This window comes from Pseudomonas inefficax (assembly GCF_032164165.1).
Lineage (GTDB): Bacteria > Pseudomonadota > Gammaproteobacteria > Pseudomonadales > Pseudomonadaceae > Aquipseudomonas > Aquipseudomonas inefficax.
Genome location: NZ_CP134401.1, coordinates 573900 through 597668, shown reverse-complemented (window position 1 = coordinate 597668; position 23769 = coordinate 573900). Strand labels below are relative to the sequence as shown.

Annotated in this window: 19 protein-coding genes; 6 read left to right on the top strand and 13 right to left on the bottom strand. The window is 62.8% G+C overall.

The annotated features are described in order from the left end of the window. Nucleotides 1-5 precede the first annotated feature (5 nt). From nuoH to RIN61_RS02700, 7 genes are all read right to left on the bottom strand, one after another. Nucleotides 6-1013 carry an NADH-quinone oxidoreductase subunit NuoH gene (gene nuoH / locus RIN61_RS02730; RefSeq protein ID WP_003251440.1) on the bottom strand — a complete coding sequence of 336 codons (1008 nt, stop codon included), beginning with the start codon at nucleotides 1011-1013 and terminating at the stop codon, nucleotides 6-8. Next, on the bottom strand, nucleotides 1010-3724 hold the full coding sequence (gene nuoG, locus RIN61_RS02725; protein WP_313855648.1) for an NADH-quinone oxidoreductase subunit NuoG: 2715 nt from the start codon (nucleotides 3722-3724) through the stop codon (nucleotides 1010-1012). Before nuoG ends, nuoH begins: the two co-directional genes overlap by 4 nt. 134 nt (nucleotides 3725-3858) lie before the next feature. Next, on the bottom strand, nucleotides 3859-5238 hold the full coding sequence (gene nuoF, locus RIN61_RS02720; protein ID WP_039613100.1) for an NADH-quinone oxidoreductase subunit NuoF: 1380 nt from the start codon (nucleotides 5236-5238) through the stop codon (nucleotides 3859-3861). Beyond that, a complete protein-coding gene (gene nuoE, locus RIN61_RS02715) occupies nucleotides 5235-5732 on the bottom strand; it encodes an NADH-quinone oxidoreductase subunit NuoE (protein ID WP_003251433.1) in 498 nt (165 codons plus the stop codon). Before nuoE ends, nuoF begins: the two co-directional genes overlap by 4 nt. A gap of 2 nt (nucleotides 5733-5734) precedes the next feature. Continuing rightward, on the bottom strand, nucleotides 5735-7516 hold the full coding sequence (gene nuoC, locus RIN61_RS02710) for an NADH-quinone oxidoreductase subunit C/D (RefSeq protein WP_085625347.1): 1782 nt from the start codon (nucleotides 7514-7516) through the stop codon (nucleotides 5735-5737). Nucleotides 7517-7594: 78 nt separating this feature from the next. Continuing rightward, entirely contained in the window at nucleotides 7595-8272 is a 678-nt protein-coding gene (locus tag RIN61_RS02705) for a NuoB/complex I 20 kDa subunit family protein (RefSeq protein WP_003251429.1), read from the bottom strand. 9 nt (nucleotides 8273-8281) lie between these two features. Next, nucleotides 8282-8695 (bottom strand): NADH-quinone oxidoreductase subunit A, encoded by a 414-nt coding sequence (locus RIN61_RS02700; RefSeq protein WP_003251427.1) that lies wholly within the window; start codon nucleotides 8693-8695, stop codon nucleotides 8282-8284. Nucleotides 8696-9878: 1183 nt separating this feature from the next. Between RIN61_RS02700 and RIN61_RS02695 the strand changes: the two genes are divergently transcribed. Together RIN61_RS02695 and RIN61_RS02690 are read left to right on the top strand one after the other, a co-directional pair. Next, the gene (locus RIN61_RS02695; protein ID WP_112252929.1) at nucleotides 9879-10121 is read left to right on the top strand and encodes a hypothetical protein; all 243 of its coding nucleotides are present in this window, start codon (nucleotides 9879-9881) and stop codon (nucleotides 10119-10121) included. A gap of 156 nt (nucleotides 10122-10277) precedes the next feature. Next, a complete protein-coding gene (locus RIN61_RS02690) occupies nucleotides 10278-10541 on the top strand; it encodes a DUF3077 domain-containing protein (RefSeq protein WP_112252928.1) in 264 nt (87 codons plus the stop codon). 234 nt (nucleotides 10542-10775) lie between these two features. Here the strand turns inward: RIN61_RS02690 and aceA are convergent, their stop codons facing one another. Both aceA and RIN61_RS02680 read right to left on the bottom strand, forming a co-directional pair. Further along, the gene (gene aceA / locus RIN61_RS02685; protein WP_112252927.1) at nucleotides 10776-12101 is read right to left on the bottom strand and encodes an isocitrate lyase; all 1326 of its coding nucleotides are present in this window, start codon (nucleotides 12099-12101) and stop codon (nucleotides 10776-10778) included. Between the two features lie 489 nt (nucleotides 12102-12590). After that, entirely contained in the window at nucleotides 12591-13355 is a 765-nt protein-coding gene (locus tag RIN61_RS02680; protein WP_313855640.1) for a secretin N-terminal domain-containing protein, read from the bottom strand. 126 nt (nucleotides 13356-13481) lie between these two features. On the opposite strand from RIN61_RS02680, the gene RIN61_RS02675 reads away from it, so the two are divergent. The 3 genes from RIN61_RS02675 (at nucleotide 13482) to RIN61_RS02665 (ending at nucleotide 17943) form a co-directional block, all read left to right on the top strand. Further along, nucleotides 13482-14654 (top strand): ATP-binding protein, encoded by a 1173-nt coding sequence (locus RIN61_RS02675; RefSeq protein ID WP_112252926.1) that lies wholly within the window; start codon nucleotides 13482-13484, stop codon nucleotides 14652-14654. 54 nt (nucleotides 14655-14708) lie between these two features. Further along, the gene (locus RIN61_RS02670) at nucleotides 14709-16418 is read left to right on the top strand and encodes a S8/S53 family peptidase (protein ID WP_252378239.1); all 1710 of its coding nucleotides are present in this window, start codon (nucleotides 14709-14711) and stop codon (nucleotides 16416-16418) included. Between the two features lie 82 nt (nucleotides 16419-16500). Continuing rightward, complete coding sequence (locus tag RIN61_RS02665; protein WP_112252924.1) at nucleotides 16501-17943, top strand: SulP family inorganic anion transporter; 1443 nt, start codon at nucleotides 16501-16503, stop codon at nucleotides 17941-17943. Nucleotides 17944-18072: 129 nt separating this feature from the next. Here RIN61_RS02665 and fusA read toward each other — a convergent pair whose 3' ends face one another. Both fusA and RIN61_RS02655 read right to left on the bottom strand, forming a co-directional pair. Continuing rightward, entirely contained in the window at nucleotides 18073-20184 is a 2112-nt protein-coding gene (fusA, locus tag RIN61_RS02660) for an elongation factor G (protein ID WP_215520576.1), read from the bottom strand. Between the two features lie 73 nt (nucleotides 20185-20257). Then, on the bottom strand, nucleotides 20258-20683 hold the full coding sequence (locus RIN61_RS02655) for a hypothetical protein (protein WP_112252922.1): 426 nt from the start codon (nucleotides 20681-20683) through the stop codon (nucleotides 20258-20260). A 246-nt stretch (nucleotides 20684-20929) separates the two neighbouring features. Between RIN61_RS02655 and RIN61_RS02650 the strand changes: the two genes are divergently transcribed. Beyond that, nucleotides 20930-21232, top strand: a complete 303-nt coding sequence (locus RIN61_RS02650) for a hypothetical protein (RefSeq protein ID WP_112252921.1) — start codon at nucleotides 20930-20932, stop codon at nucleotides 21230-21232. A gap of 13 nt (nucleotides 21233-21245) precedes the next feature. On the opposite strand, the gene RIN61_RS02645 is transcribed toward RIN61_RS02650, so the two are convergent. Together RIN61_RS02645 and gcvA are read right to left on the bottom strand one after the other, a co-directional pair. Beyond that, entirely contained in the window at nucleotides 21246-22499 is a 1254-nt protein-coding gene (locus RIN61_RS02645) for a 2-aminoadipate transaminase (RefSeq protein ID WP_112252920.1), read from the bottom strand. A 235-nt stretch (nucleotides 22500-22734) separates the two neighbouring features. Further along, the gene (gene gcvA, locus RIN61_RS02640) at nucleotides 22735-23631 is read right to left on the bottom strand and encodes a transcriptional regulator GcvA (protein ID WP_015271044.1); all 897 of its coding nucleotides are present in this window, start codon (nucleotides 23629-23631) and stop codon (nucleotides 22735-22737) included. Between the last annotated feature and the right edge of the window lie 138 nt (nucleotides 23632-23769).

Sequence of the window (23769 nt, the reverse complement as noted above, 5' to 3'; positions counted from 1 at the left end):
AATCCTCACTGGGCCGCGACGGCTGGCGTGTTGTAGAGCACGATCGCAGCGGTCACCAGCAAATTGATCAGGGTCAGCGGCAGGCAGAACTTCCAGCTGAAGTCCATCACCTGGTCATAGCGTGGGCGCGGGATCGAGGCGCGCAGCAGGATGAACAGCATGATGAAAAACGCGGTCTTCAGCGCGAACCACAGGAACGACAGTTGCGGCAGGATGCCGAACGGGCCGTGCCAGCCGCCGAAGAACAGGGTTACCAGCAGCGCCGAGATGAGGATGATGCCGATGTACTCACCGACGAAGAACATGCCCCATTTCATGCCGGCATACTCGATGTGGTAGCCGTCGGCCAGTTCCTGTTCCGCTTCTGGCTGGTCGAACGGGTGACGGTGAGTCACGGCGACGCCAGCGATGAAGAAGGTGCAGAAACCGAAGAACTGCGGAATGATGAACCACAGGTTCTGCGCCTGGTACTCGACGATGTCGCGCATGTTGAACGAACCTACCTGCACCACCACGCCCATCAGCGCCAGGCCCAGGAACACTTCGTACGACACGGTCTGCGCCGAGGCACGCAAGCTGCCCAGCAGGGCGTACTTGTTGTTCGACGACCAGCCGGCGAACAGCACCGCGTAGACCGACAGGCCGGCCATGGCGAAGAAGAACAGCAGGCCGATGTTCAGGTCGGCGACGCCCCAGGTCGGGGTGATCGGGATGACCACGAAGGCGATCAGCAGGGCGCTCATGGCCACTACCGGTGCCAAGGTGAAGATCACGCGGTCGACGAAGGGCGGGTTCCAGTCTTCCTTGAAGAACATCTTCAGCATGTCGGCAGCGATCTGGAACATGCCGAACGGGCCGACGCGGTTCGGACCGTAACGGTCCTGCCACCAGCCCAGCAGGCGGCGCTCGACGAAGCTGAGCAGCGCGCCGCAGACCACCACCGCCAGCAGGACCACGATGGCCCGCAGCACGGTGAGGATCACATCGATCACTTCGGGGGTGAACCAGCTCATTGTGCTGCCTCCTGCAGACCTTCGACGGATGCACCGAAGATGGCAGGCGGAATGCCGGCCAGGCCTTTCGGCAACGCGACCAGGCCAGCGCCCAGCTGTTCATTGATACGCAGCGGCAGACGCAGGGCCACACCGGCCACGGTCAGGCTCAGCAGGGCACCGTCGTTGACGCCCAGGCGGTCGGCTTCGGACTTGGCCAGGGCCACGTAGGCTGCCGGAATGCGCGTTTGTACCGGGGCGGCGCGCGAGGAGCTTTCTTCGCTGCCGAACAGGTGGAAGAACGGCACGGCAGTCCAGGTGCCACGGGCCGGGTTGAAGGCGCCCGGAATGGCGTTGAACCAGTGCAGGCGGTCGCCTTGCGGTTCGATCAGGCGTACGCCCGGGTCACCGGCACGCAGGTGACCACCGACCTCGTCCTGGAATTTGTTCCAGGCCTGCGGCGAGTTCCAGCCCGGCGACCAGGCGAACGGCACCTGCTGGCGCGGTTCGGCCGAACCCGAGTAGCCTTCCATGGAGAAGGCGAACGCGGTGTCCTTGTCTTGCGGGGTGCGTGGTTCGTGCACGCTGATGTTGGCGCGCATGGCGGTGCGGCCGGAGTAACGCAGCGGCTCGCGGGCCAGTTTCATGCCCTTGATGCGGAACGCGGCGCTTGGCGCGGCGTTGACGATGCCGGCCAGTTGCGGCGCGGCTTCGGCGCAGGCGCTGGTGACATGGTCCAGCTGGGTCCAGTCGACCGGCTTGTTCAGCAGGGTGGCGCGCAGGGCGTGCATCCAGCGCCAGCCTTCGTGGATCTGGATGCTGCTGTCCAGGTACTGCGGGTCGAAAACCTGGAAGAAGCGCTGGGCACGGCCTTCCTGGCTGACCAGGGTACCGTCGCCTTCGGCGAACGAGGCGGCCGGCAGCACCAGGTGGGCGCGGTCGACAGTCGGGGTTTTCGAGTGGTCGGCAACGATCACCACCTTGGCCGCGGCCAGGGCTGCATCGACCTTGGCGGCCGGTACGCGGGCGTACAGGTCGTTTTCCAGCACGACGATGGCGTCGGCCTTGCCGCTGATGACCGCGTCCAGCGCGGCATCGACCGACTCGCCACCGAGCATGGCCAGGCCGAGGCTGTTGGCTTCAGGCACCACCAGGCTCAGCGAGCCGTTCTTCTCGCGCAGCTTCAACGCCTTGGCGATGTTGGCGGCGGCTTCGATCAGCGCCGGGTCGGCCAGCGAGGTACCGGCTACGACCAGTGGGCGTTTGGCCGCGACCAGGGCGTCGGCAATACGCTGGGCCAGAGCTTTCGCTTCGGCGTCCAGGCCTTCGACGGCAGGGGCGCTCGCGTCGATGGCGTGGGCCACGGCGAAACCGATACGGGCCAGGTCGGCGGGGGCGGCGTGCACGCATTCTTCGGCGACGTCGTCCAGCTTGGTTTCAGCCAGCGAAGCGATGAACAGCGGGTACAGTGCGTGCTGGCCGATGTTCTTCACGGCGGCGTCGAGCCACGGCTGCACCTTCATGGCTTCGGCCATGGCCTCGGCCTTGCCCTTGGTGGCCTGGCGCACCGCCAGTGCGACGCGGGCAGCGGTCTGGGTCAGGTCTTCACCGAGCACGAACACGGCGTCGTGGTCTTCGATATCGCGCAGGGTCGGCACCGGCAGCGGGCTGTTGTTCAGCACGTTCAGGGCCAGGCGTACGCGGGCCAGTTCGCCGGCTTCCATGCCCGAGTAGAAGTACTCGGCACCCACCAGTTCACGCAGGCCGTAGTTGCTCTCGAGGCTGGCGCGTGGCGAGCCGATACCGACGATGGTACGCCCGCGCAGCAGGTCGGAGGCCTTGTCCAGGGCGGCGTCCAGGCCCAGCTTGGTACCGTCGGCCAGCTGTGGCTGGCGTGGGCGATCCTTGCGGTTGACGTAGCCATAGCCGAAGCGGCCACGGTCGCACAGGAAGTACTGGTTGACCGAACCGTTGAAGCGGTTTTCGATGCGACGCAGTTCGCCGTAGCGCTCGCCCGGGCTGATGTTGCAGCCGCTGGAGCAGCCATGGCAGATGCTCGGGGCGAACTGCATGTCCCACTTGCGGTTGTAGCGCTCGGAGTGGGTCTTGTCGGTGAATACGCCGGTCGGGCAGACCTCGGTCAGGTTGCCCGAGAACTCGCTTTCCAGCACGCCGTCTTCGACGCGGCCGAAGTACACGTTGTCGTGAGCGCCGTACACGCCCAGGTCGGTACCACCGGCATAGTCCTTGTAGTAGCGCACGCAGCGGTAGCAGGCGATGCAGCGGTTCATCTCATGGGCGATGAACGGGCCGAGGTCCTGGTTCTGGTGGGTACGCTTGGTGAAACGGTAGCGGCGCTCGTTGTGGCCGGTCATTACCGTCATGTCCTGCAGGTGGCAGTGACCGCCTTCCTCGCACACCGGGCAGTCGTGCGGGTGGTTGGTCATCAGCCATTCGACGACGCTGGCGCGGAACGCCTTGGACTCTTCATCGTCGATGGAGATCCAGGTGCCGTCGGAGGCAGGGGTCATGCAGGACATGACGATACGACCACGGGTGTCGTTCTCGTCGGTGTACTGCTTGACCGCGCACTGCCGGCAGGCGCCAACGCTACCAAGCGCCGGGTGCCAGCAGAAATAAGGGATGTCGAGGCCGAGCGACAGACAGGCCTGTAACAGGTTGTCTGCACCGTTGACTTCGAGCGCTTTGCCGTCTACGTGGATAGTGGCCATTGTTCAAAGTTCTTCGTTGGCCCGCGTGAGCGGGCGTGGCTAATGGAAATCGGTGAGCTTGCGACACGCCGCGATCGACTCGGGCCGGCCGGCAAGCTGGCGAGTGGCACGGACCACCCGCCTCAATCATCTTGTTATGCGCCGACCACGATCGGCCCGGCCTGGATTGGCTTCGCCAGGTTCGGACGCAGCGCATCGCCAGCACCAGCTGGAGCGACACCGGCCTCGAATTCCGAGCGGAAGTATTTGATGGCACTGCCCAATGGCTCGACGGCACCTGGTGCGTGAGCACAGAAGGTACGGCCTGGGCCGAGGAAGTTGACCAGCCCCAGCAGCGTCTCGATGTCTTCGGCGCGGCCCTGGCCTTTTTCCAGTGCGCGCAGCATCTTCACGCTCCACGGCAGGCCGTCACGGCATGGGGTGCACCAGCCGCACGACTCGCGGGCGAAGAACTCTTCCATGTTGCGCAGTAGCGAAACCATGTTGATGCTGTCGTCCACCGCCATGGCCAGGCCGGTACCCATACGGGTGCCGACCTTGGCGATGCCGCCGGCGTACATCTGTGCGTCGAGGTGCTCGGGCAGCAGGAAGCCGGTACCGGCGCCGCCTGGCTGCCAGCACTTGAGCTTGAAGCCGTCGCGCATGCCACCGGCGTAGTCTTCGAACAGCTCGCGGGCGGTGACGCCGAACGGCAGTTCCCACAGGCCCGGGTTCTTGACCTTGCCGGAGAAGCCCATCAGCTTGGTGCCGTGGTCTTCACTGCCTTCGCGGGCCAGCGACTTGTACCAGTCGTTGCCGTTGGCGACGATGGCCGGAACGTTGCACAGGGTTTCGACGTTGTTCACGCAAGTCGGCTTGCCCCACACGCCCACGGCGGCAGGGAAGGGCGGCTTGGAGCGCGGGTTGGCACGGCGGCCTTCCAGCGAATTGATCAGTGCGGTTTCTTCACCGCAGATGTAGCGGCCGGCACCGGTGTGCACGAACAGCTCGAAATCGAAACCGCTGCCGAGGATGTTCTTGCCCAGCAGGCCGGCGGCCTTGGCTTCCTCGATGGCGCGGTTGAGGTTCTTCGCTGCGGTGGTGTATTCGCCACGCAGGAAGATGTAGCCCCGGTAGGCCTTCAGGGCGCGGGCGCTGATCAGCATGCCCTCGACCAGCAGATGGGGCTGTTGCTCCATCAGCATGCGGTCCTTCCAGGTGTTCGGCTCCATTTCGTCCGCGTTGCACAGCAGGTAGCGGATGTTCATGGATTCGTCTTTGGGCATCAGGCCCCACTTCACGCCAGTGGGGAAGCCCGCGCCACCACGGCCCTTGAGGCCGGAGTCCTTGACGCTTTGCACGATGTCGTCGGCGGACATCTGCGCCAGCGCCTTGCGCGCGGCAGCATAGCCGTTCTTCGACTCGTACTCGGCCAGCCAGACCGGCTCGCCGTCATCACGCAGGCGCCAGGTCAGCGGGTGGGTTTCGGCGGTACGCGCAATGCGGTTGGCCGGGCCGAAGGAAGTAATGGTCATACGTAACCCTCCAGCAGTTTGGAAACGCCAGCCGGCTGCACGTCACCGAAGGTGTCGTCGTCGATCATCAGCGCCGGGGCCTTGTCGCAGTTGCCCAGGCAGCACACCGGCAGCAGGGTGAAACGGCCGTCGGCGGTGGTCTGGCCGAGGCCGATGCCCAGCTCGCTCTGGATCTGGCTGACCACCGACTCGTGGCCGCCGATGTAGCAGACCATGCTGTCGCACACGCGGATGATGTGGCGGCCGACCGGCTGACGGAAGATCTGGCTGTAGAAGGTGGCCACGCCTTCGACGTCACTAGCCGGGATGCCCAGCACTTCGCCGATGGCGTGGATGGCGCCGTCCGGCACCCAGCCACGTTCCTTCTGGACGATCTTCAGGGCTTCGATGGACGCCGCGCGCGGGTCCTCGTAGTGATGCATTTCGTGCTCGATGGCCGAGCGCTCGGTTTCGCTCAGGGCGAAACGGTCTGTCTGGATAAGCGTGCTGTTCATGCTTAGCGGTCCACGTCAGCCATAACGAAGTCGATACTGCCCAGGTACGCAATGAGGTCGGCGACCATGCTGCCTTTGATCACCGAAGGGATCTGCTGCAGGTGCGGGTAGCTCGGGGTGCGGATCCGGGTGCGGTAGCTCATGGTGCCGCCATCGCTCGTCAGGTAGTAACTGTTGATGCCCTTGGTCGCCTCGATCATCTGGAACGACTCGTTGGCCGGCATGACCGGGCCCCACGAGACTTGCAGGAAGTGCGTGATCAGGGTTTCGATGTGCTGCAGGGTGCGCTCTTTCGGCGGCGGCGTGGTCAGCGGGTGGTCCGCCTTGTACGGGCCTTCCGGCATGTTGCGCAGGCACTGGTCGATGATGCGGATACTCTGGCGCATCTCCTCGACACGGACCATGCAGCGATCGTAGGCATCGCCGTTGTGGGCCAGCGGTACTTCGAACTCGAAGTTCTCGTAGCCGGAGTAGGGGCGGGCTTTACGCAGGTCGAAGTCGCAACCGGTGGCACGCAGGCCGGCACCGGTGGTACCCCAGGCCAGGGCTTCCTTGGTGTTGTACGCGGCAACGCCGATGGTACGGCCCTTGAGGATGCTGTTCTGCAGGGCAGCCTTTTCGTACTCGTCGAGGCGCTTGGGCAGCCATTCGACGAAGTCCTTGACCAGCTTGTCCCAGCCGCGTGGCAGGTCGTGGGCAACACCACCGATGCGGTACCAGGCCGGGTGCAGGCGGAAACCGGTGATCGCTTCGATCACGGTGTAGGCGCGCTGGCGGTCGGTGAAGGTGAAGAACACCGGAGTCATGGCGCCGACGTCCTGGATGTAGGTACCCAGGAACAGCAGGTGGCTGGTGATACGGAAGAACTCGGCCAGCATCACGCGGATGGTGTCGACCTTCTGTGGCACCTTGATGCCGGCCAGCTTCTCGACGGCGAGCACGTACGGCAGGTTGTTCATTACCCCGCCGAGGTAGTCGATACGGTCGGTGTAGGGGATGAAGCTGTGCCAGGACTGGCGCTCGGCCATTTTCTCGGCGCCACGGTGGTGGTAGCCGATGTCCGGTACGCAGTCGACGATCTCTTCACCGTCCAGCTGCAGGACGATACGGAAGGCGCCGTGCGCGGAAGGGTGGTTGGGGCCGAGGTTGAGGAACATGTAGTCCTCGTTGGCGCCCTGGCGCTTCATGCCCCAGGCTTCCGGGTTGAAGCGTGCCGATTCCTCTTCAAGCTGCTGCTTGGCCAGGGTCAGGCTGTAGGGGTCGAACTCGGTGGCGCGGGCAGGGTAGTCCTTGCGCAGCGGGTGGCCTTCCCAGGTGGGCGGCATCATGATGCGGCTGAGGTGCGGGTGGCCGGCAAAGTCGATGCCGAACATGTCCCAGACTTCGCGCTCGTACCAGTTGGCGTTCGGCCAGATACCGGTCACGCTCGGCAGGTTCAGGTCGCCTTCGCTGAGCGATACCTTGATCATCACGTCGCTGTTACGCTCGATCGACAGCAGGTGGTAGAACACGCTGAAGTCGGCGGCTGGCAGGCCGCGGCGCTGGGTGCGCAGGCGCTCGTCGACGCCGTGCAGGTCGTACAGCATGCTGTACGGTTTGGCCACACCGCGCAGGAAGCTGAGCACCTCTTTGAGCTGCTCGCGCTTGACCCACAGCACGGGCATGCCGGTGCGGGTTTCCTGGGCGACGAATGCTTCGGCGCCAAAACGGTTGTGCAGTTCGACGACCACATCCTGGTCGTCAGCCTTGTAGGGCGGAATGAAAATAGCGTTGTCCGCTGTCATGGTCTCGGTCGCTTTGGGTCAACGTTAAGAATGAAGCCAGGCCGCCGGCTCCAGGGGAGCGGGCGGCAGGTCGCTGGATCAGACTTCGTCGGGGCTGCGCAGGTTGGTTACTGCAATGCGCTGCTCACGACGCAGGTCTTTCTGGGCTGGCATCTCGGCACGGTAAATACCTTGATCACCAACAACCCAGGAAAGCGGGCGTCGTTCTTGGCCGATCGACTCCTGCAGCAGCATCAAGCCTTGCAGGAAAGCCTCAGGGCGTGGCGGGCAGCCAGGCACATAGACGTCCACGGGGAGGAACTTGTCGACCCCCTGAACGACCGAGTAGATGTCGTACATGCCGCCGGAGTTGGCGCACGAACCCATGGAGATGACCCATTTGGGCTCGAGCATCTGCTCGTACAGGCGCTGGATGATCGGCGCCATCTTCACGAAGCAGGTACCGGCGATGACCATGAAGTCGGCCTGACGCGGCGAGGCCCGGATGACTTCGGCGCCGAAGCGGGCGATGTCGTGGGGTGCCGTGAAGGCCGTGGTCATTTCCACGTAGCAGCAGGACAGGCCGAAGTTGTACGGCCAGAGGGAGTTCTTGCGACCCCAGTTGACCGCGCCACGCAGCACATCTTCAAGCTTGCCCATGAAGATGTTCTTGTGGACCTGGTCCTCCAGCAGTTGATCGGTGACGGTTTCCCGTTCACCGACCGGGTACTGCTCGTTGGGCGCATCCGGATCGATTCTGGTGAGATTGTATTGCATGCCAAAGCCTCATTGTTTCAGCTTCGCTTGCCGCTTGCGGCGACCTTCGGGAGCCCAATCAAGTGCCCCGACGCGCCATAGGTAGACAAGACCAGCCAACAGAATTGCTATGAAAACGAGTGCTTCGACGAATCCGGTCCAGCCGCTTTCGCGGACGGACACAGACCATGCAAAGAGAAAGAGGGCTTCGATATCGAAGATCACGAACAGCATCGCGACCAGATAGAATTTGGCGGACAGGCGCAGGCGGGCGCTGCCGACGGGCAGCATGCCGGATTCGAAGGGTTCGTTCTTGGCGCGGCCCCAGGCCTTGCTACCGAGCAGGCTGGACAGGCCGAGCATGAAGGCGCACAGGCCGACGACACCCAGGAGGAAGATGGCAAAGCCCCAGTTGTGGGCGATGAGTCCTGCCGAATCGGACATGCTAGAGATCCTTATACAGAGACCCAGCTCTGCAGTCTGAAATAAGTGTAGAGCGGCGACCTGGTGTCGCACATGCAGTGACCAAATGTCGCAGCTGAATCAATCGCGCTGATTTTATGGGTAAACCCGGTGCAAGTAAAATTTCTGTCGCAAATTTATTCGTAGGATTAAGTACAAAACCTGCTCGTAACTGGCTGAAAGCCTTGAGATTCGGGCATTGCGTGCGGTTTTGTTAATTATGTTTCTTGCAGGGGGTAACGAATTGCAAGTTTCGTAATGATAATTAATATCATTTAACCTGATGCCTGATATTTCCCCTGTTCTGCGTCTTGTAAAGTTCATCTGGCGATTCCCCCTACTTGCAAATGCGAAAAACGCCTGTTCTAGCAGCTTCCGACACCGTTCGCCCCGCTCTGGGTCAATATTTTATCGATCGAGCGATGGCTGGCTGATGAAGCGGTGGGTGGTTGTGTTGCCTCAAGCATAGACATGATTGTGGGGAGGGGGATGTCTTTGAGGGGCGGTGGTTGCCATGGGTATGGCGAAATGAATGCAGTGTCTGTGAGATCGAGCGCCGCCCGCGCGGCGCTTCGCGGGACAAGCCCGCTCCCACATTTGTTGCAACGTGCCGAACCTGTCAGGCCATGGTTGCCTGTCTTGGTGCATGTCTTGAGACTGTTGAGGCGGCGGCAGCGCCAGTCGAGAAATTGAGTCAGACCAACAAGGCTCACAACCATGGCCTAACTGACATGGCCACGTTGCAACAAATGTGGGAGCGGGCTTGTCCCGCGAAGCGCCGCGCGGGCGGCGCTCGATCTACGCAACACCGCAAAAACCAAGGCAGGCACCTCGCCGCCCTGGCGCAATCGGGCGCAGAACACCTGACATGTCGGATTTAGCCCCTTCCCTGTAGGCCATTTCCCAAACATACTCCTGCCGCGCATTTTCCGTTGCCGCTGCTCTGGCAGCGCTCTAGTCTCGGCCTGTCGTTGCTCATCAACGATACAGCTTTGACAGGCTGTGACGGTAAATCGTGTGCGGCTCGCTGTTATGGTGGCTGTACGTGCGGGCACGCTTGCGTGCGCCGGAACTTTGCGATTTCCGCCGGTCTGTCAACCCACGTACAGCTGCCACCCTTCTGTTTGACAGCAGACGGGTAGCGGCACTGCCAACGGAAGTCGATATGTTGAAAATCGTTCCCGATCCACCCCATAACCCCCATTCCCTCGAAGACACCCTGATCCAGGCCACGGATTATGCGCTGTGCGCTGCGACCGTTGTGCATCAGGCCATGCTGCTGCAGCCCAAGTCGCCGGCGTCGGTTTTGATGATGACGTCGATGCATGAACTGGAGACGTTGCGGGCTTTGCTGGAGTCGGCATTGGTTCAGGCGCAGATGCACACAGAGCCTCGGACTTTGCACTAAGGCTTGATTGATGTGTTGTCTGGGCGGGCCTCTTCGCGGGTGAACCCGCTCCCACAGGTTCATCACAAGCGCCAAGACTTGCACAGCACCTGTGGGAGCGGGTTTGCCCGCGAAAGGGCCGGCCCAGGCAGTAGAGAATTCTCAGGGAATTGAACAATGACAACAGAAGACACCCAATTCACCGTCGGCAAAACCACCTTCTACCAAGGCGAAAACGGCACCCACCCACTGTTCCGCATCGAGCCCGGTATTCCGTGCAAGGACGCCCGCGAGCAGTCCTCGGAATTGATGGGCTATGTACGCGAACTGACCATCACCGGCCTGATGGATGAGAAGCCATTGATGATATGGGCCGCCCATTACCTGAGTGCGATGGCCAAGGCGCTGATGGATGATGCAGAGCTGGGCATGAAGCACTGAGGTGCCGACAGGCGCGATTTCTCCTGTGGGAGCGGCCTTGCGTCGCGATTGGGGTGCGAAGCGACCCCGGGATCGGTGCATCGTCGCAAGATTGCCGGGGCCGCTCTGCGGCCCATTCGCGACACAAGGCCGCTCCCACATGTTTGGCGCTAGCCTGTTGCCCGTCAGTACACGCAAAAAGAAAGGCCCGGGGCTTTCACAAGCCCCGGGCCTTCTTTCAACAGCAACCCACTATCAGTGGAACTGCTCTTCCTCGGTCGAACCGGTCAGTGCAGTCACCGACGAAGCGCCACCCTGGATCACGGTGGTCATGTCGTCGAAGTAGCCAGTACCCACTTCCTGCTGGTGCGCGACGAAGGTGTAGCCTTTGCTGGCGTCGGCGAATTCCTGTTCCTGCAGCTTCACGTAGGCGGTCATGTCGTTGCGGGCGTAGTCGTGCGCCAGGTTGAACATGCCGTGCCACATGTTGTGGATGCCGGCCAAGGTGATGAACTGGTGCTTGTAGCCCATCGCCGACAGCTCGCGCTGGAACTTGGCGATGGTCGCGTCGTCCAGGTTCTTCTTCCAGTTGAAGGAAGGCGAGCAGTTGTACGACAGGATCTGGTCCGGGTATTCCTTCTTGATCGCTTCGGCGAAGCGACGGGCTTCGTCCAGGTCCGGCTTGGCAGTTTCGCACCAGATCAGGTCGGCGTACGGTGCGTAGGCCAGGCCGCGGGCGATGGCCTGGTCGAGGCCGGCGCGTACCTTGTAGAAGCCTTCACGGGTGCGCTCGCCAATCACGAACGGCTGGTCGTACGGGTCGCAGTCGCTGGTCAGCAGGTCGGCGGCGTTGGCGTCGGTACGGGCCAGGATGATGGTCGGCACGCCCGATACGTCAGCTGCCAGGCGCGCGGCCACCAGCTTCTGCACGGCTTCCTGGGTTGGTACCAGTACCTTGCCACCCATGTGGCCGCATTTTTTCACCGAGGCCAGCTGGTCTTCGAAGTGCACGCCGGCGGCGCCTGCTTCGATCATGTTCTTCATCAGCTCGTAGGCGTTCAGTACGCCGCCGAAACCAGCTTCGGCGTCAGCCACGATCGGCGCGAAGTAGTCGATGTAGCCTTCGTCGCCCGGGTTCTTGCCGGCTTTCCACTGGATCTGGTCGGCGCGGCGGAACGAGTTGTTGATGCGCTTGACCACGGTCGGTACCGAGTCGACCGGGTACAGCGACTGGTCAGGGTACATGGACTCGGCCGAGTTGTTGTCGGCGGCAACCTGCCAGCCGGACAGGTAGATGGCCTGGATACCGGCCTTGACCTGCTGCACTGCCTGGCCGCCGGTCAGGGCGCCCATGCAGTTGACGAAATCTTTTTCTGGGCGGAAGGACGGGTGGGCACCTTCGGTGACCAGCTTCCACAGTTTTTCTGCACCCAGGCGGGCCAGGGTGTGCTCCGGCTGCAGGGAGCCACGCAGGCGAACGACATCAGCGGCGGTGTAGGTACGGGTCACGCCTTTCCAGCGCGGGTTCTCGGCCCAGTCTTTCTCGAGGGCTGCAATTTGCTGTTCGCGTGTCAGTGCCATGGAAATAAACCTCGTCGCATCGATCTTGGGGTAATTGTGCTGATGCTCGGAGCAGATCAGGAGCTGGCGGCTGTCCTGTTCGCAGGAGTGCGACGGCGAACGCGAAGGCTCGAAGGGGAAGGGTGTGCAGGCCAGGCGAAAGGGTGCTCCGGCAGGTCGGCTCGTGGTTGCCTTGCTGCGGTGCTACGCGATTGCCAGTACTGCGGTGATGCGCTTCCGTCCCTCGGGACAACTTCTTCGTTGCAGTCGCAATCCCGTCGAACCGCCTTGTGGGCCGTATAGACACGAGACGCCTCCAAGGGTGGGAGGAGTGCGCCTCGAAGGCCCTTGCCAGGGCCCCTGATTAGCGGGAGCGAGGCCATCATGCCCTTGGGAAAAAGACCCTGTCAAATGTTTTGTAGTGGTTTTTTTCACTTACTACATCTTTGGTCTAATGCGACTTGGCAGTCAGTTTCAAGGCCTTTGGTCGAAGCCTTGAATTGCCTGGGATCAGTCAAGAAGGTCGACTTTGACACGCAAAGTCATGTTTTCACCCCGTTGGGTACTGTAACTGTGGCTTGACGCGCTACGGTCGGCTTGGCTCTGCTGGTTGTAACCCGCCAGGGTGATCCACTCGCCGAGCTTGCCGGTGATTGTCGTGTCGGTGCTTTGCACTTTCACTACATCTGCACGTTCATGGCTGATGCGGTCATTATTGGTGCTTATTTGCAGACGAACCGTGTCGCCACTCAAGCTGGGGGTGACATAGAAACCCTGGGTCACGTTGCGGTATTCGGTGTTGCTCTGAATGCGCCCGTAGCCGTCAGTGCTGGTGCTGGTGATCGGGATGCTCTGGCCTACCTGGATCAGCGCCGGTTGGCCTTCGCTGGCCTGAATCTGCTGCATGCCGCCGTCACGGTTGCTGGTGCCGTAGTGGATGACACGTGCGTTGCCACGGTTGTCCTGAAAGTTGCTGTCGTTGTTGTCGAAGCTGATCAGCAGGCGCTTGGGTGCGGTGTCCAGCTGTTGTAGCAGGGTGCGCAGGTCGTCGATGCGCTCGGGGCTGGCGTTGACGATCAGCTTGTTCTCGAACGCCGTGACGCTGCCGTCCTTGCCGATGAACGCCTGGGCGGCGGGCAGCAGTTCGGCGCTGCTGCGGTGTTGTAGGGGTACGACTTCGGTGGCGGCCTGGGCGCTGAGGCTGGCGACCAGCAGCAGGGAAGCGAAAAGGGGGCGTAGCGGCATGTCCATGATCTCCGCAGGTGGAATCAACATGATGGCAAATTTAGCGGCTGGCTGCCGGATCTGGATCACGTTGGTGCTGTGGCCGAGTGGGTGATTTATCGGGTTCTATCTTGTAGGCTATAAATTATAGTCATCAAGATAATTGAGGGTAATTGCATGTCACCCATCCGCCCGCTTCTACGTCGTGATCAGTTGGCCAAGGCTCTGGGCCGAGACCTGGCCGGCGAGTCGCTGGTCGATTACAGCTCGGGCATGTTCCTCGCCGCGCCCCGACGTACGGGCAAGAGCACCTTCCTCAACAACGACTTCATTCCGGAATGCGTACAGCGCGGCTGGCTACCGGTTTATGTCGACCTGTGGTCGGACCGCGACGCCGCGCCGGCAGAACTCATCAGTGGCGCCATCGGTGCTGCGCTGGGCAGCTTCGAAGGTGCGCTGGCCAAGGCTGCGAAAAAGGCCGGTATCGACAAGATAAACCTGCTGCGTACCCTCAGCTGGGATTTTACTCGCCCGCAACTGCCTGAGGGGACTACCTTGGCTCACGCACTTGCCGTGTTGCATCAAGTGTCGGGGCAGATGGTGGTACTGATCATCGATGAGGCCCAGCATGCCCTCAACAGCGAAGATGGCCTGAATGCGATGTTCGCGCTGAAAGCCGCGCGTGACCATCTCAACCGTGGTGACCGCCCGGACGGCTTGCGTCTGGTGTTCACTGGCTCCAGCCGCGACAAGCTGGCCAACCTGGTGCTCAAGAGCAAGCAACCCTTCTTTGGGGCCAGCATTACGCCATTCCCCTTGCTGGGGCGTGAGTATGTCGAGTTCATCACTGATTTGTGGAACCGGCGTCTGGCCGCCAGCAACCAGTTCAAGGTCGAGGACCTTGCGTATGCGTTCGAGTTGGTCGGGCGCCGCCCTGAAATGCTCAACAAGCTGTTGGCCGAAGTGAGCGTGGGCCTGGGTGAGGCGGGCAACCTGGGTGAATTGCTGCGCACAGGGGCGCTCAATCATCAGGCGGGCGTGTGGAGTGACTACGAAAGCGCCTGGAACGACCTGTCGGCCTTGCAGCAGGCAGTGCTTGAGGTAATGGCCGAGCGGACGTTGGGCCGGCAGCCGTTTTCGCCATTTACCGAGCAAACCTTGAGGGATGTGAACCGTAAGCTGGAGCAGGCCCGGGCGGAAATCAACGCCAGCACGACCAGCGTCCAGAAGGCCCTCGATGCCCTGCGTGACAAGGAGCTGGTATGGAAGGCCAATCGCGGAGAGTACGCGCTTGAGGATGCTTCCATGGCTGAATGGCTTGCACGGGACAAGGCGGCGGGCCGCAGCTGAACCTTTGATCTACCCCACCAGTCGCACGCACAGGGATTGAGTGGGGCTGAGTGCATGAAGCGTGTTCTGATCTTGTTGTTGTGCCTGTGCAGCGTTTGTGCCGAGGCTGCAGCTGATTCGTTGCGCATCAAGCAGCTGCAGCGTTGCGGCGACCTGGTTGGCGATGGCCAGCAGCAATGGTGCCTGCGCGCCGAGGGGCTCGGGGCGCAGTTGCCGACGGTCTGGCTCGGTGGTGCGCGGCTGCCGACAGCCGATTTCGAGCGGCAAGGTGACCGGCTTACGCTGAAGTTGGCCAAACAAGCCCTGCGCAGTGCTCCGCTGTGGCTGGAGGACGGCGAGCGCACCAGCAACCCGGTTTGGCTGACACGCCAGCGCAGCCATGTTGTGGCCGCCGGGCCTGATGAAGTGGCGAAGAACATGGATGGCCTCACCACCTATGTGGACTTGGTAAGCCTTTTGATCGAGGAAAAACATGATGGCCTCGGCGAAGCCCGACGGATCGCCGGGAAGTACGGCGCCCAGGTCGTGGGTGCCATACCGCCGCTGAATGTCTACCAGTTGCGCTTGCCGGTGGGCGACCTGGTGCAGCGCGACGCGATGATCCTGCGCATGGGGAGTGAAGTTAGCGTCGATGCAGTGATTGTCGAGGAGTCTGCCCCGGAGCGCGGCGAGGAAGGTGGCGGGCGCGAGCAGGCGGCCATCGTCCAGGCGGATGAATGGGCCGCCAACCGCTTCATGGACGCCCTGTACTTCTACCAGCGGCGTATCGCTGCCTCCGCTGTGCCGGTACAGCCGGTGCGGGTGGGTGTGATCGAGCGCGATCTCGACTTCGACGCGCCGGCGTTCGAAAGCTACCGCGGCCGCTGCGACACGGGCCGGACCTGCCTGTACGGCCGCGACGGCGGACGCCCGACCAGCCACGGCAGCCATGTGGCCGGCATCCTGGCAGCGCAGGGCGACGGCTTTCTGCCGGGGCTGGGCAAGCAGAACCCTGGCTTTGATGTCATCGTCGAGCGCAACTCCGATGCCGGCATCACGGCGAACATCGCTGCCTCGGTGAACCTGGTCGAAGACGGCGCGCGGGTTTTGAACTGGAGCTGGGGGATTCACCGGGTCGGGGCGAAGAACGTAAAGGGCGATGAGGTCGATTCGCTGGTACGTTCCGGGCTGGCGATGAGCGGCTATGAAGAGCTGCTCGAAGAGTTCTTCCTCTGGTTGCGGGCCAAGCATCCTGACGTGGTAGTGGTGAACTCGGCCGGCAACGGTGCGTCCTGGTCGGGGACCGATGAATATCGCCTGCCATCGTCGTTCATCACCGAACAACTGCTGGTGGTGGGCGGCCACCAGCGCAGTGACAGGCCGGTGCCAGTCGCAGACCCGCGCCATGTGCGCAAACGCCACAGTTCCAACATCGACATGCGTGTGGACATCAGTGCGGCTGCCTGCATCCGCCCGTCGCCAGCCGCCGAGCCGCATTGCGGCACGTCGTATGCGACCCCGCTGGTGACCGCCACCGTGGCGACCATGCTGGCGATCAACCCGGCCCTGACCCCGCAGCAGGTGCGCATGCTGTTGCGGCGCAGCGCCTTGACCCTGGGCCCCGAGCAGGATTTCGAAGCCATGGATGCCGAGGACCTGACCGCGCCGATTCTGCCATCGGAGCGCAACGGGCAATTGCATCACCCCGACCTTGGCCGCTCTGCGCGGCTGGATATGCAGCGGGCGCTGGACCTGGCCGTGCAGAGTCGCGACCGGGTGCGTTGAACGGTGGCTGTTGACGGGCAAATTCCGTAACATCGCGACCCTTGTTTTTGTCCCGTCCGCCCGGACCGACCCCAGGATGCTCATGAAACCCGCCCGACTCCGCGCCGACCTGCTCGCCGGCCTGACCACCTCGTTCGCACTGGTGCCCGAGTGTATCGCTTTCGCCCTGGTGGCCCACCTGAACCCGCTGATGGGCCTGTATGGCGCCTTCATCATCTGCACCCTGACGGCGCTGTTCGGCGGCCGGCCGGGGATGATTTCCGGCGCTGCCGGTTCGATGGCGGTGGTGATCGTCGCGCTGGTGGTGCAGCACGGCGCCCAGTACCTGCTGGCCACCGTGCTGCTGGGCGGCGTGGTGATGATGCTGTTCGGCCTGCTGCGTCTGGGCAAGCTGGTGCGGTTGGTGCCTTACCCGGTCATGCTCGGTTTCGTCAATGGCCTGGCAATCGTGATCGCACTGGCCCAGCTCGAGCATTTCAAGCAAGGTGAACACTGGCTCACTGGAATGCCGTTGTACCTGATGATCGGCCTGGTGGCGCTGACCATGCTGGTGGTCTACGTACTGCCGAAGCTGACCCGCGCGGTGCCGCCGGCGCTGGTGGCGATCCTCGGTGTCGGTCTACTGGTGTACGTGCTCCACCTGCCCACGCGCACCCTCGGCGACATGGCGAGTATCGCCGGCGGCCTGCCACACCTGGCCCTGCCGGATGTGCCGTGGAACCTCGAAACCCTGAAAATCGTAGCGCCGTATGCGGTGCTGATGGCCATGGTCGGCCTGCTGGAAACCTTGCTCACCCTCAACCTGACCGATGAAATCACCGAGAGCCGTGGCTACCCGGACCGCGAGTGCGTTGCGCTGGGTGCGGCCAACATGGTTTCCGGCCTGTGCGGCGGCATGGGTGGTTGCGCGATGATCGGCCAGACGGTGATCAACCTCAGCTCAAATGGCCGTGGTCGGCTGTCGGGTGTGGTGGCCGGGGTGATGGTCCTGCTGTTCGTGTTGTTCCTGTCGCCGCTGATCGAGCGTATTCCGCTGGCGGCGCTGGTCGGGGTGATGTTCGTGGTGGCGCAGCAGACTTTTGCCTGGGCGTCGTTGCGGGTGCTGCACAAGGTGCCGCTGAGCGATGTGCTGGCGATCATTGCCGTGACCGTGGTAACGGTGCTCACCGACCTGGCGGTGGCGGTGCTGTTCGGCATTGTCATCGCGGCGGTGAACTTCGCCTGGCAGCATGCGCGGGAGCTCTATGCCGACAGCCATGAGGATGGAGAGGAGGGCAAGCATTACCAGGTGCACGGCACGCTGTTCTTTGCCTCGACAACGGTGTTCCTGAACCAGTTCGACCCGGCTAACGACCCGGCCAAGGTGACCCTGGATTGCCAGCATTTGAGCTTTGTCGATTATTCGGCGGTTGCTGCGTTGAAGACCTTGCGCGAGCGGTATGCCAGGGCTGGTAAGCAATTGCGGGTGGTGCATCTGTCCGAGCGTTGCAAGAAGCTGCTGAAGCGGGCTGGGGAGCAGCACTGAGAATGTTGTTATCTGTGCCGGCCTCTTCGCGGCTAAAGCCGCTCCCACAGGGACAACACAGCCAGTGACTACTGTGCATTCCCTGTGAGAGCGGCTTTAGCCGCGAAGAGGCCAGCACAGGAGAGCGAATTACTCCCCGCGGTTCTTCTTGACGATGGCATCGGCAATGCTCGCAGGCGCCTCTGCATAACGGGTGAACTCCATCGAGAAGCTGGCCCGACCCTGGGTCATGGAACGCATCGAGGTGGCGTAGCCGAACATCTCGCCCAGCGGCACCTCGGCACGGATCACCTTGCCGGCCGGCGTTTCGTCACCATCCTGGATCATCCCGCGGCGCCGGCTCAGGTCGCCAAGGATGTCACCCTGGTACTCCTCCGGCGTCACCACCTCCACCTTCATCACCGGCTCCAGCAACACCGCGCCGCCTTTCTGCGACAACTGCTTGGTGGCCATCGAGGCGGCAATCTTGTAGGCCATTTCGTTGGAGTCGACGTCGTGGTACGAGCCGTCGTACACCGCCGCCTTGAGGTTGATCAGCGGGTAGCCGGCCAGCACGCCGTTCTTCATCTGCTCTTCGATACCCTTCTGGATCGCCGGGATGTACTCGCGCGGTACCACGCCGCCAACGATCTCGTTGATGAACTCCAGACCTTCCTTGCCCTCGTCGCCGGGGGCGAAGCGGATCCAGCAGTGGCCATACTGGCCCCGGCCGCCGGACTGGCGGACGAAGCGGCCCTCGATCTCGCACGTGTTGCGGATTTTCTCGCGGTAGGCCACCTGCGGCTTGCCGATGTTGGCCTCGACGTTGAACTCGCGGCGCATGCGGTCGACGATGATGTCCAGGTGCAGCTCGCCCATGCCCGAAATGATGGTCTGTCCGGTCTCTTCGTCGGTGCGCACGCGGAATGACGGGTCTTCCTGGGCCAGCTTGCCCAGGGCGATGCCCATCTTTTCCTGGTCGGCCTTGGTCTTCGGCTCCACCGCCACGGAAATCACCGGGTCGGGGAAGTCCATGCGTTCGAGGATGATCGGCTTGTCCATGTCGCACAGGGTGTCGCCGGTGGTCACATCCTTCATGCCGATCAGCGCGGCGATGTCGCCAGCGCACACATCCTTGATTTCGGCGCGCTGGTTGGCATGCATCTGCACCATGCGGCCGATGCGTTCCTTCTTGCCCTTGACCGAGTTGAGCACCGCATTGCCAGAGCTGAGCACGCCGGAATAGACCCGGGCGAAGGTCAGAGTGCCGACGAACGGGTCGGTGGCGATCTTGAAGGCCAGCGCCGAGAACGGTTCGCTGTCGTCGGCGTGGCGCTCGAGGTGCTTTTCTTCGTCATCCGGGTCGGTGCCCTTGATGGCCGGGATCTCCGACGGGGCGGGCAGGTAGTCGATGACCGCGTCGAGCATCAGCGGCACGCCTTTGTTCTTGAATGACGAGCCGAGGATGGTCGGCACGATCTCGTTGTTCAGGGTGCGTTTGCGCAGGCCGGCCTTGATTTCTTCGATGCTCAGCTCTTCGCCATCAAGAAACTTCAAGGTCAGTTCGTCATCGGCCTCGGCCGCTGCTTCGACCATATGCGCACGCCATTCGTCAGCCAGCGCCTGCAGCTCGGCAGGGATGGCTTCTTCGCGGTAACTGGTGCCGTTGTCGGCATCGTTCCAGTAGATGGCCTTCATCTTCACCAGGTCGATCTGGCCCTGGAAATTTTCTTCGCTGCCGATGGCCAGCTGGATCGGCACCGGGTGGTGGCCCAGGCGCTGGTCGATCTGCTTGACCACGCGCAGGAAATCGGCGCCCTGGCGGTCCATCTTGTTGATGTAGGCCAGGCGCGGCACGTGGTACTTGTTGGCCTGGCGCCATACGGTCTCGGACTGCGGTTCGACCCCGTCCGCGCCGCTGAACACCACCACCGCGCCATCGAGCACGCGCAGCGAGCGTTCCACCTCGATGGTGAAGTCGACGTGGCCGGGGGTGTCGATGATATTGAAGCGGTACTTGTGGGCGAACTGCTTGGTCGAGCCTTGCCAGAAGGCAGTGGTCGCTGCCGAGGTGATAGTGATGCCGCGCTCCTGCTCCTGGGCCATCCAGTCCATGGTCGCGGCACCATCGTGCACCTCGCCCATCTTGTGGTTGACCCCGGTGTAGAACAGGATCCGCTCGGTGGTCGTGGTCTTGCCGGCGTCCACGTGGGCGACGATGCCGATATTGCGGTACAGCTCGATGGGCGTTGTACGGGCCATGGCGGACTACCTGCGGGTGAGCGGATTCTCCCACGGTAGCAGAACGGGAGAATCCTGCTTTACCGCCGGGCCGTCAGTCGGCCTGGGCCTGCAGCAGCCACTGGCCATCCACTTCGCGGGCCAGGCCGCTGGCAGGCAACAGCGCCAGCAGGCGTGCGTGCAGAGCGGCTTCGGTGAAGGTCTTGAGGGTGGTCAGGTCCAGGTTGCCGACCAGGTTGAGGTCGGCCTTGGTGTACGACAGCCAGGCCTTTTTCAGGGCTTGGGCGACGTCGCTACCGGAGGTGCTGGCGAAGCGGCGGTGCCACTGGCGGCCGTCGAAGGTGAAGGTGTGGGCGTGGCTGTAGATGCTTTGGTCGCCACCTTCGGTGCAGCGGTGGCAACGGCACGGGCCTTCGCCGAAGGCGTTGCGCAGGTAGCTGTTGAAGTCCACCACGGGCTTGAGGGACAGGCGTTTGTCGACCTCGAACAGGTCGGCGATAAGGGGTTCTTCGGCGCTCACTCTGGATCCTCGTGTGGTGTGGCTTGCATCGCCGGGCACCCTAACAGATCGGGCCCTTCAGATCACCTTTTGCAGGCCTGGCCTCTTCGCGGGTAAACCCGCTCCCACAGGTACAACACAGCCTTTGAATAATGTGTAGTCCCTGTGGGAGCGGGCGTGCCCGCGAAGAGGCCGGTAGAGACAATAGAGATCACCTGCCGTACTCTACGCGCCCATACGCCTACACACCCACAGAGGTAACCCCGCTTGAGCACCAAGTACCCGTACATCGCCACCATCACCATCAGCGCCGAAGACCGTGGCGGCGACACCGAAGCCTCGGAAAACCCCAACATGCGCGTTGGCCTGGAAGCGGTGACCGAAACGCTGAAGAAGGTGCATTTCGTCGGTACGCTCGCAGCCCCCGAAAAGAACGCCACGCACATCTGCGTGACCCTGGAAAACGGCCTGACCTACTACGGCCCGATCGTCAACGGCCAAGCCGAACTCGAAGGCGGCTGGATTGCCTTCGAGTCCGACATGCTCACCCCGCAGGAACTGGGTCTTTAAGCCCCGGTTGTCCTCAGGAGCCCAGCTCCACCAGGCACTGCTCGAGGATATCCAGGCCTTCCTCGAGCACTTCGGCCTCGATGGTCAGCGGTGCCAGCAGGCGGATGATGTGCCGCGCCTTGCCGCTGGGCATCAGCAGCAGGCCCTTGGCGCGTGCCGCTTCCATCACCTTGGCCAGTTGCGCCGGTGCCGGGCTGCCGTCGGCATTGACGAACTCGATTCCGCGCATGGCGCCGACGCCGGTCAGGCGGCCGATGAACGGGCTCAGGCCCGAGGCCTTCCAGCGCTCGAAGCGGCGCACGATTGCCTGCTCCTGGCGTTCACCCCAGGTAGCGACGTTCTCGTCGGTCATCTGCGCCAGGCTGGCCAGGGCCGCTGCGCAGGCAATCGGGTTGCCTGAATAGGTGCCACCCAGGCCGCCCTTGGGCAGCGCTGCCATCAACTCCTTGCGCCCGACCACCGCACCCAGCGGCATGCCGCCGGCAATGCTCTTGGCCAACAGCAGCAGGTCGGGTTCAAGCCCTAAGCGCGGGAAGGCGAAGCGCTGGCCGGTGCGGCCGAAGCCCGACTGGATCTCGTCGATGATGATCAGGATGCCGTGCTCGTCGCAGAAGCGGCGCAGGGCCTGGGCGAAGGTTGGGTCAAGGGCAAGGAACCCGCCTTCGCCCTGCACCGGCTCGAAGATGAACGCCGCCACATCCTCCACTGCCAGCTCGACGCTGAACAGGCGGTCCATGGCCTTGAGGGCCTGTTCGCAGGTGACCCCGGTGTCGGCGCTAGGGTAGGGCAGGTGGTACACCGGCCCCGGCAGTTCGCCGACCCGCTGCTTGTAAGGGGCGACCTTGCCGTTGAGGTTCAGGGTGGCCAGGGTGCGACCATGGAAGCCGCCGTCGAAGGCGATGATGGCGCGTTTGCCGGTGGCAGCGCGGGCCACTTTCAGGGCATTTTCCGCAGCCTCCGCGCCACTGTTGGTGAGCATGCCGGCCAAGGGGTAGCTGACCGGTACGAATTGGCTCAGTTGCTCCATCAGCGCCAGGTATGGGCCGTGCGGGGCTGCGTTGAATGCGTAGTGGGTCAGGCGAGCGGCCTGGGCCTGGATCGCCTCCACCACGGCCGGGTTGCAGTGGCCCAGGTTGAGTACGCCGATACCGCCGACGAAGTCGATGTAGCGTTTGCCGTCGGTGTCCCATACTTCGGCATTACGGCCATGGGAAAGTGTGATCGGGTGAACGATGGCAATGGATTGGCTGATACTTTCCTGGTTCATGGGGCACGCGGACCTTGTTCGAGTTTCTTATTATCCAAGCGTGTTGGCGGGTTATTCCGCAAACGAATTATTCGATTGCGATCATTCCCTGGATTCTTGATCTTGGCTGATTTTGTATTGCTAGCACTGGCCTCTTCGCGGGTGAACCCGCTCCCACAGGTACGGCGCCACGCTTGAAAGCTGTGCGATCCCTGTGGGAGCGGGCAAGCCCGCGAAGTGGCCGCTACAGGCTGAATCAATCCCCCTCAGCCACCCGCTCCCGAATCCACTGCACGAAGGCCCGCACCTTGGGCACTTCGGCCGCATGCTCGGCATGGGCGATGAAGTGCCGGCCATTGCTCGCCACCGGGTGGTCCCAGGCCACCACCAGCTTGCCCTCGCTCAGCTCTTCGGCCACCAGGTAGCGCGGAATCAGAGCGATCCCGCAGCCGGCAATGGCCGCGCGGATGCACAGGTAGAACGTGTCGAAGCGCGGCCCGTGGTAGCTGTTCTGGCTATGCAACCCCAGCCCCAGGAACCATTCGTGCCAGGCCTCCGGGCGTGACACGCACTGCAACAGGCGGTGCTCGGTCAGCGCCTGGGCACTGTCGAAACGGTGGTTGGCCAGCAGCTGCGGGCTGCATACCGGCACCACCTCTTCGCTGAACAGCTCGATGCAGGTTGCCCCGGGCCAGGTGCCCTGGCCGAAGAAAAACGCAATGTCGGCCTTGGCCTGCACCAGGTCGAACGGCTCCAGCTCATTGCGAATATCCAGGTGAATACGCGGGTAGCGGTCGCCAAAACCCTTCAGCCGGGGCACCAGCCAGCGCGCGCCGAAGGTGGGCTGGGTGGCAATGCGCAGCACTTCGGTCTCGTCGCCGTAGCTGAGGATGTAACGGCTGGAAATGTCGATCTGGGTGAGGATCTTGTTCACTTCGGTGAGGTACAGCGCGCCGGCCGGGGTCAGGTGCAGGCGGCGGCGAATGCGCTGGAACAGCGAGTGCGACAGCATGTCTTCGAGCTGTGCCACCTGCTTGCTGACGGCGCTCTGGGTCAGGTGCAGTTCCTGGGCCGCGCGGGTGAAGCTGAGGTGGCGGGCGGCCGCTTCGAAGCACTGAAGGGCGGTGGTCGAAGGCATCAGGCGTTTGGACATGACGGGCAAATACCGAGCAAAAAAGGAAGGAGTTCATTCCGTAATGGAATCATGTGTTTCGAAAAGGTCGTTTGTTGACCCCGCCCTATAGATTAATACTGACCTGGATCAACGATTACAACCGGTCGTGCGAAGAGG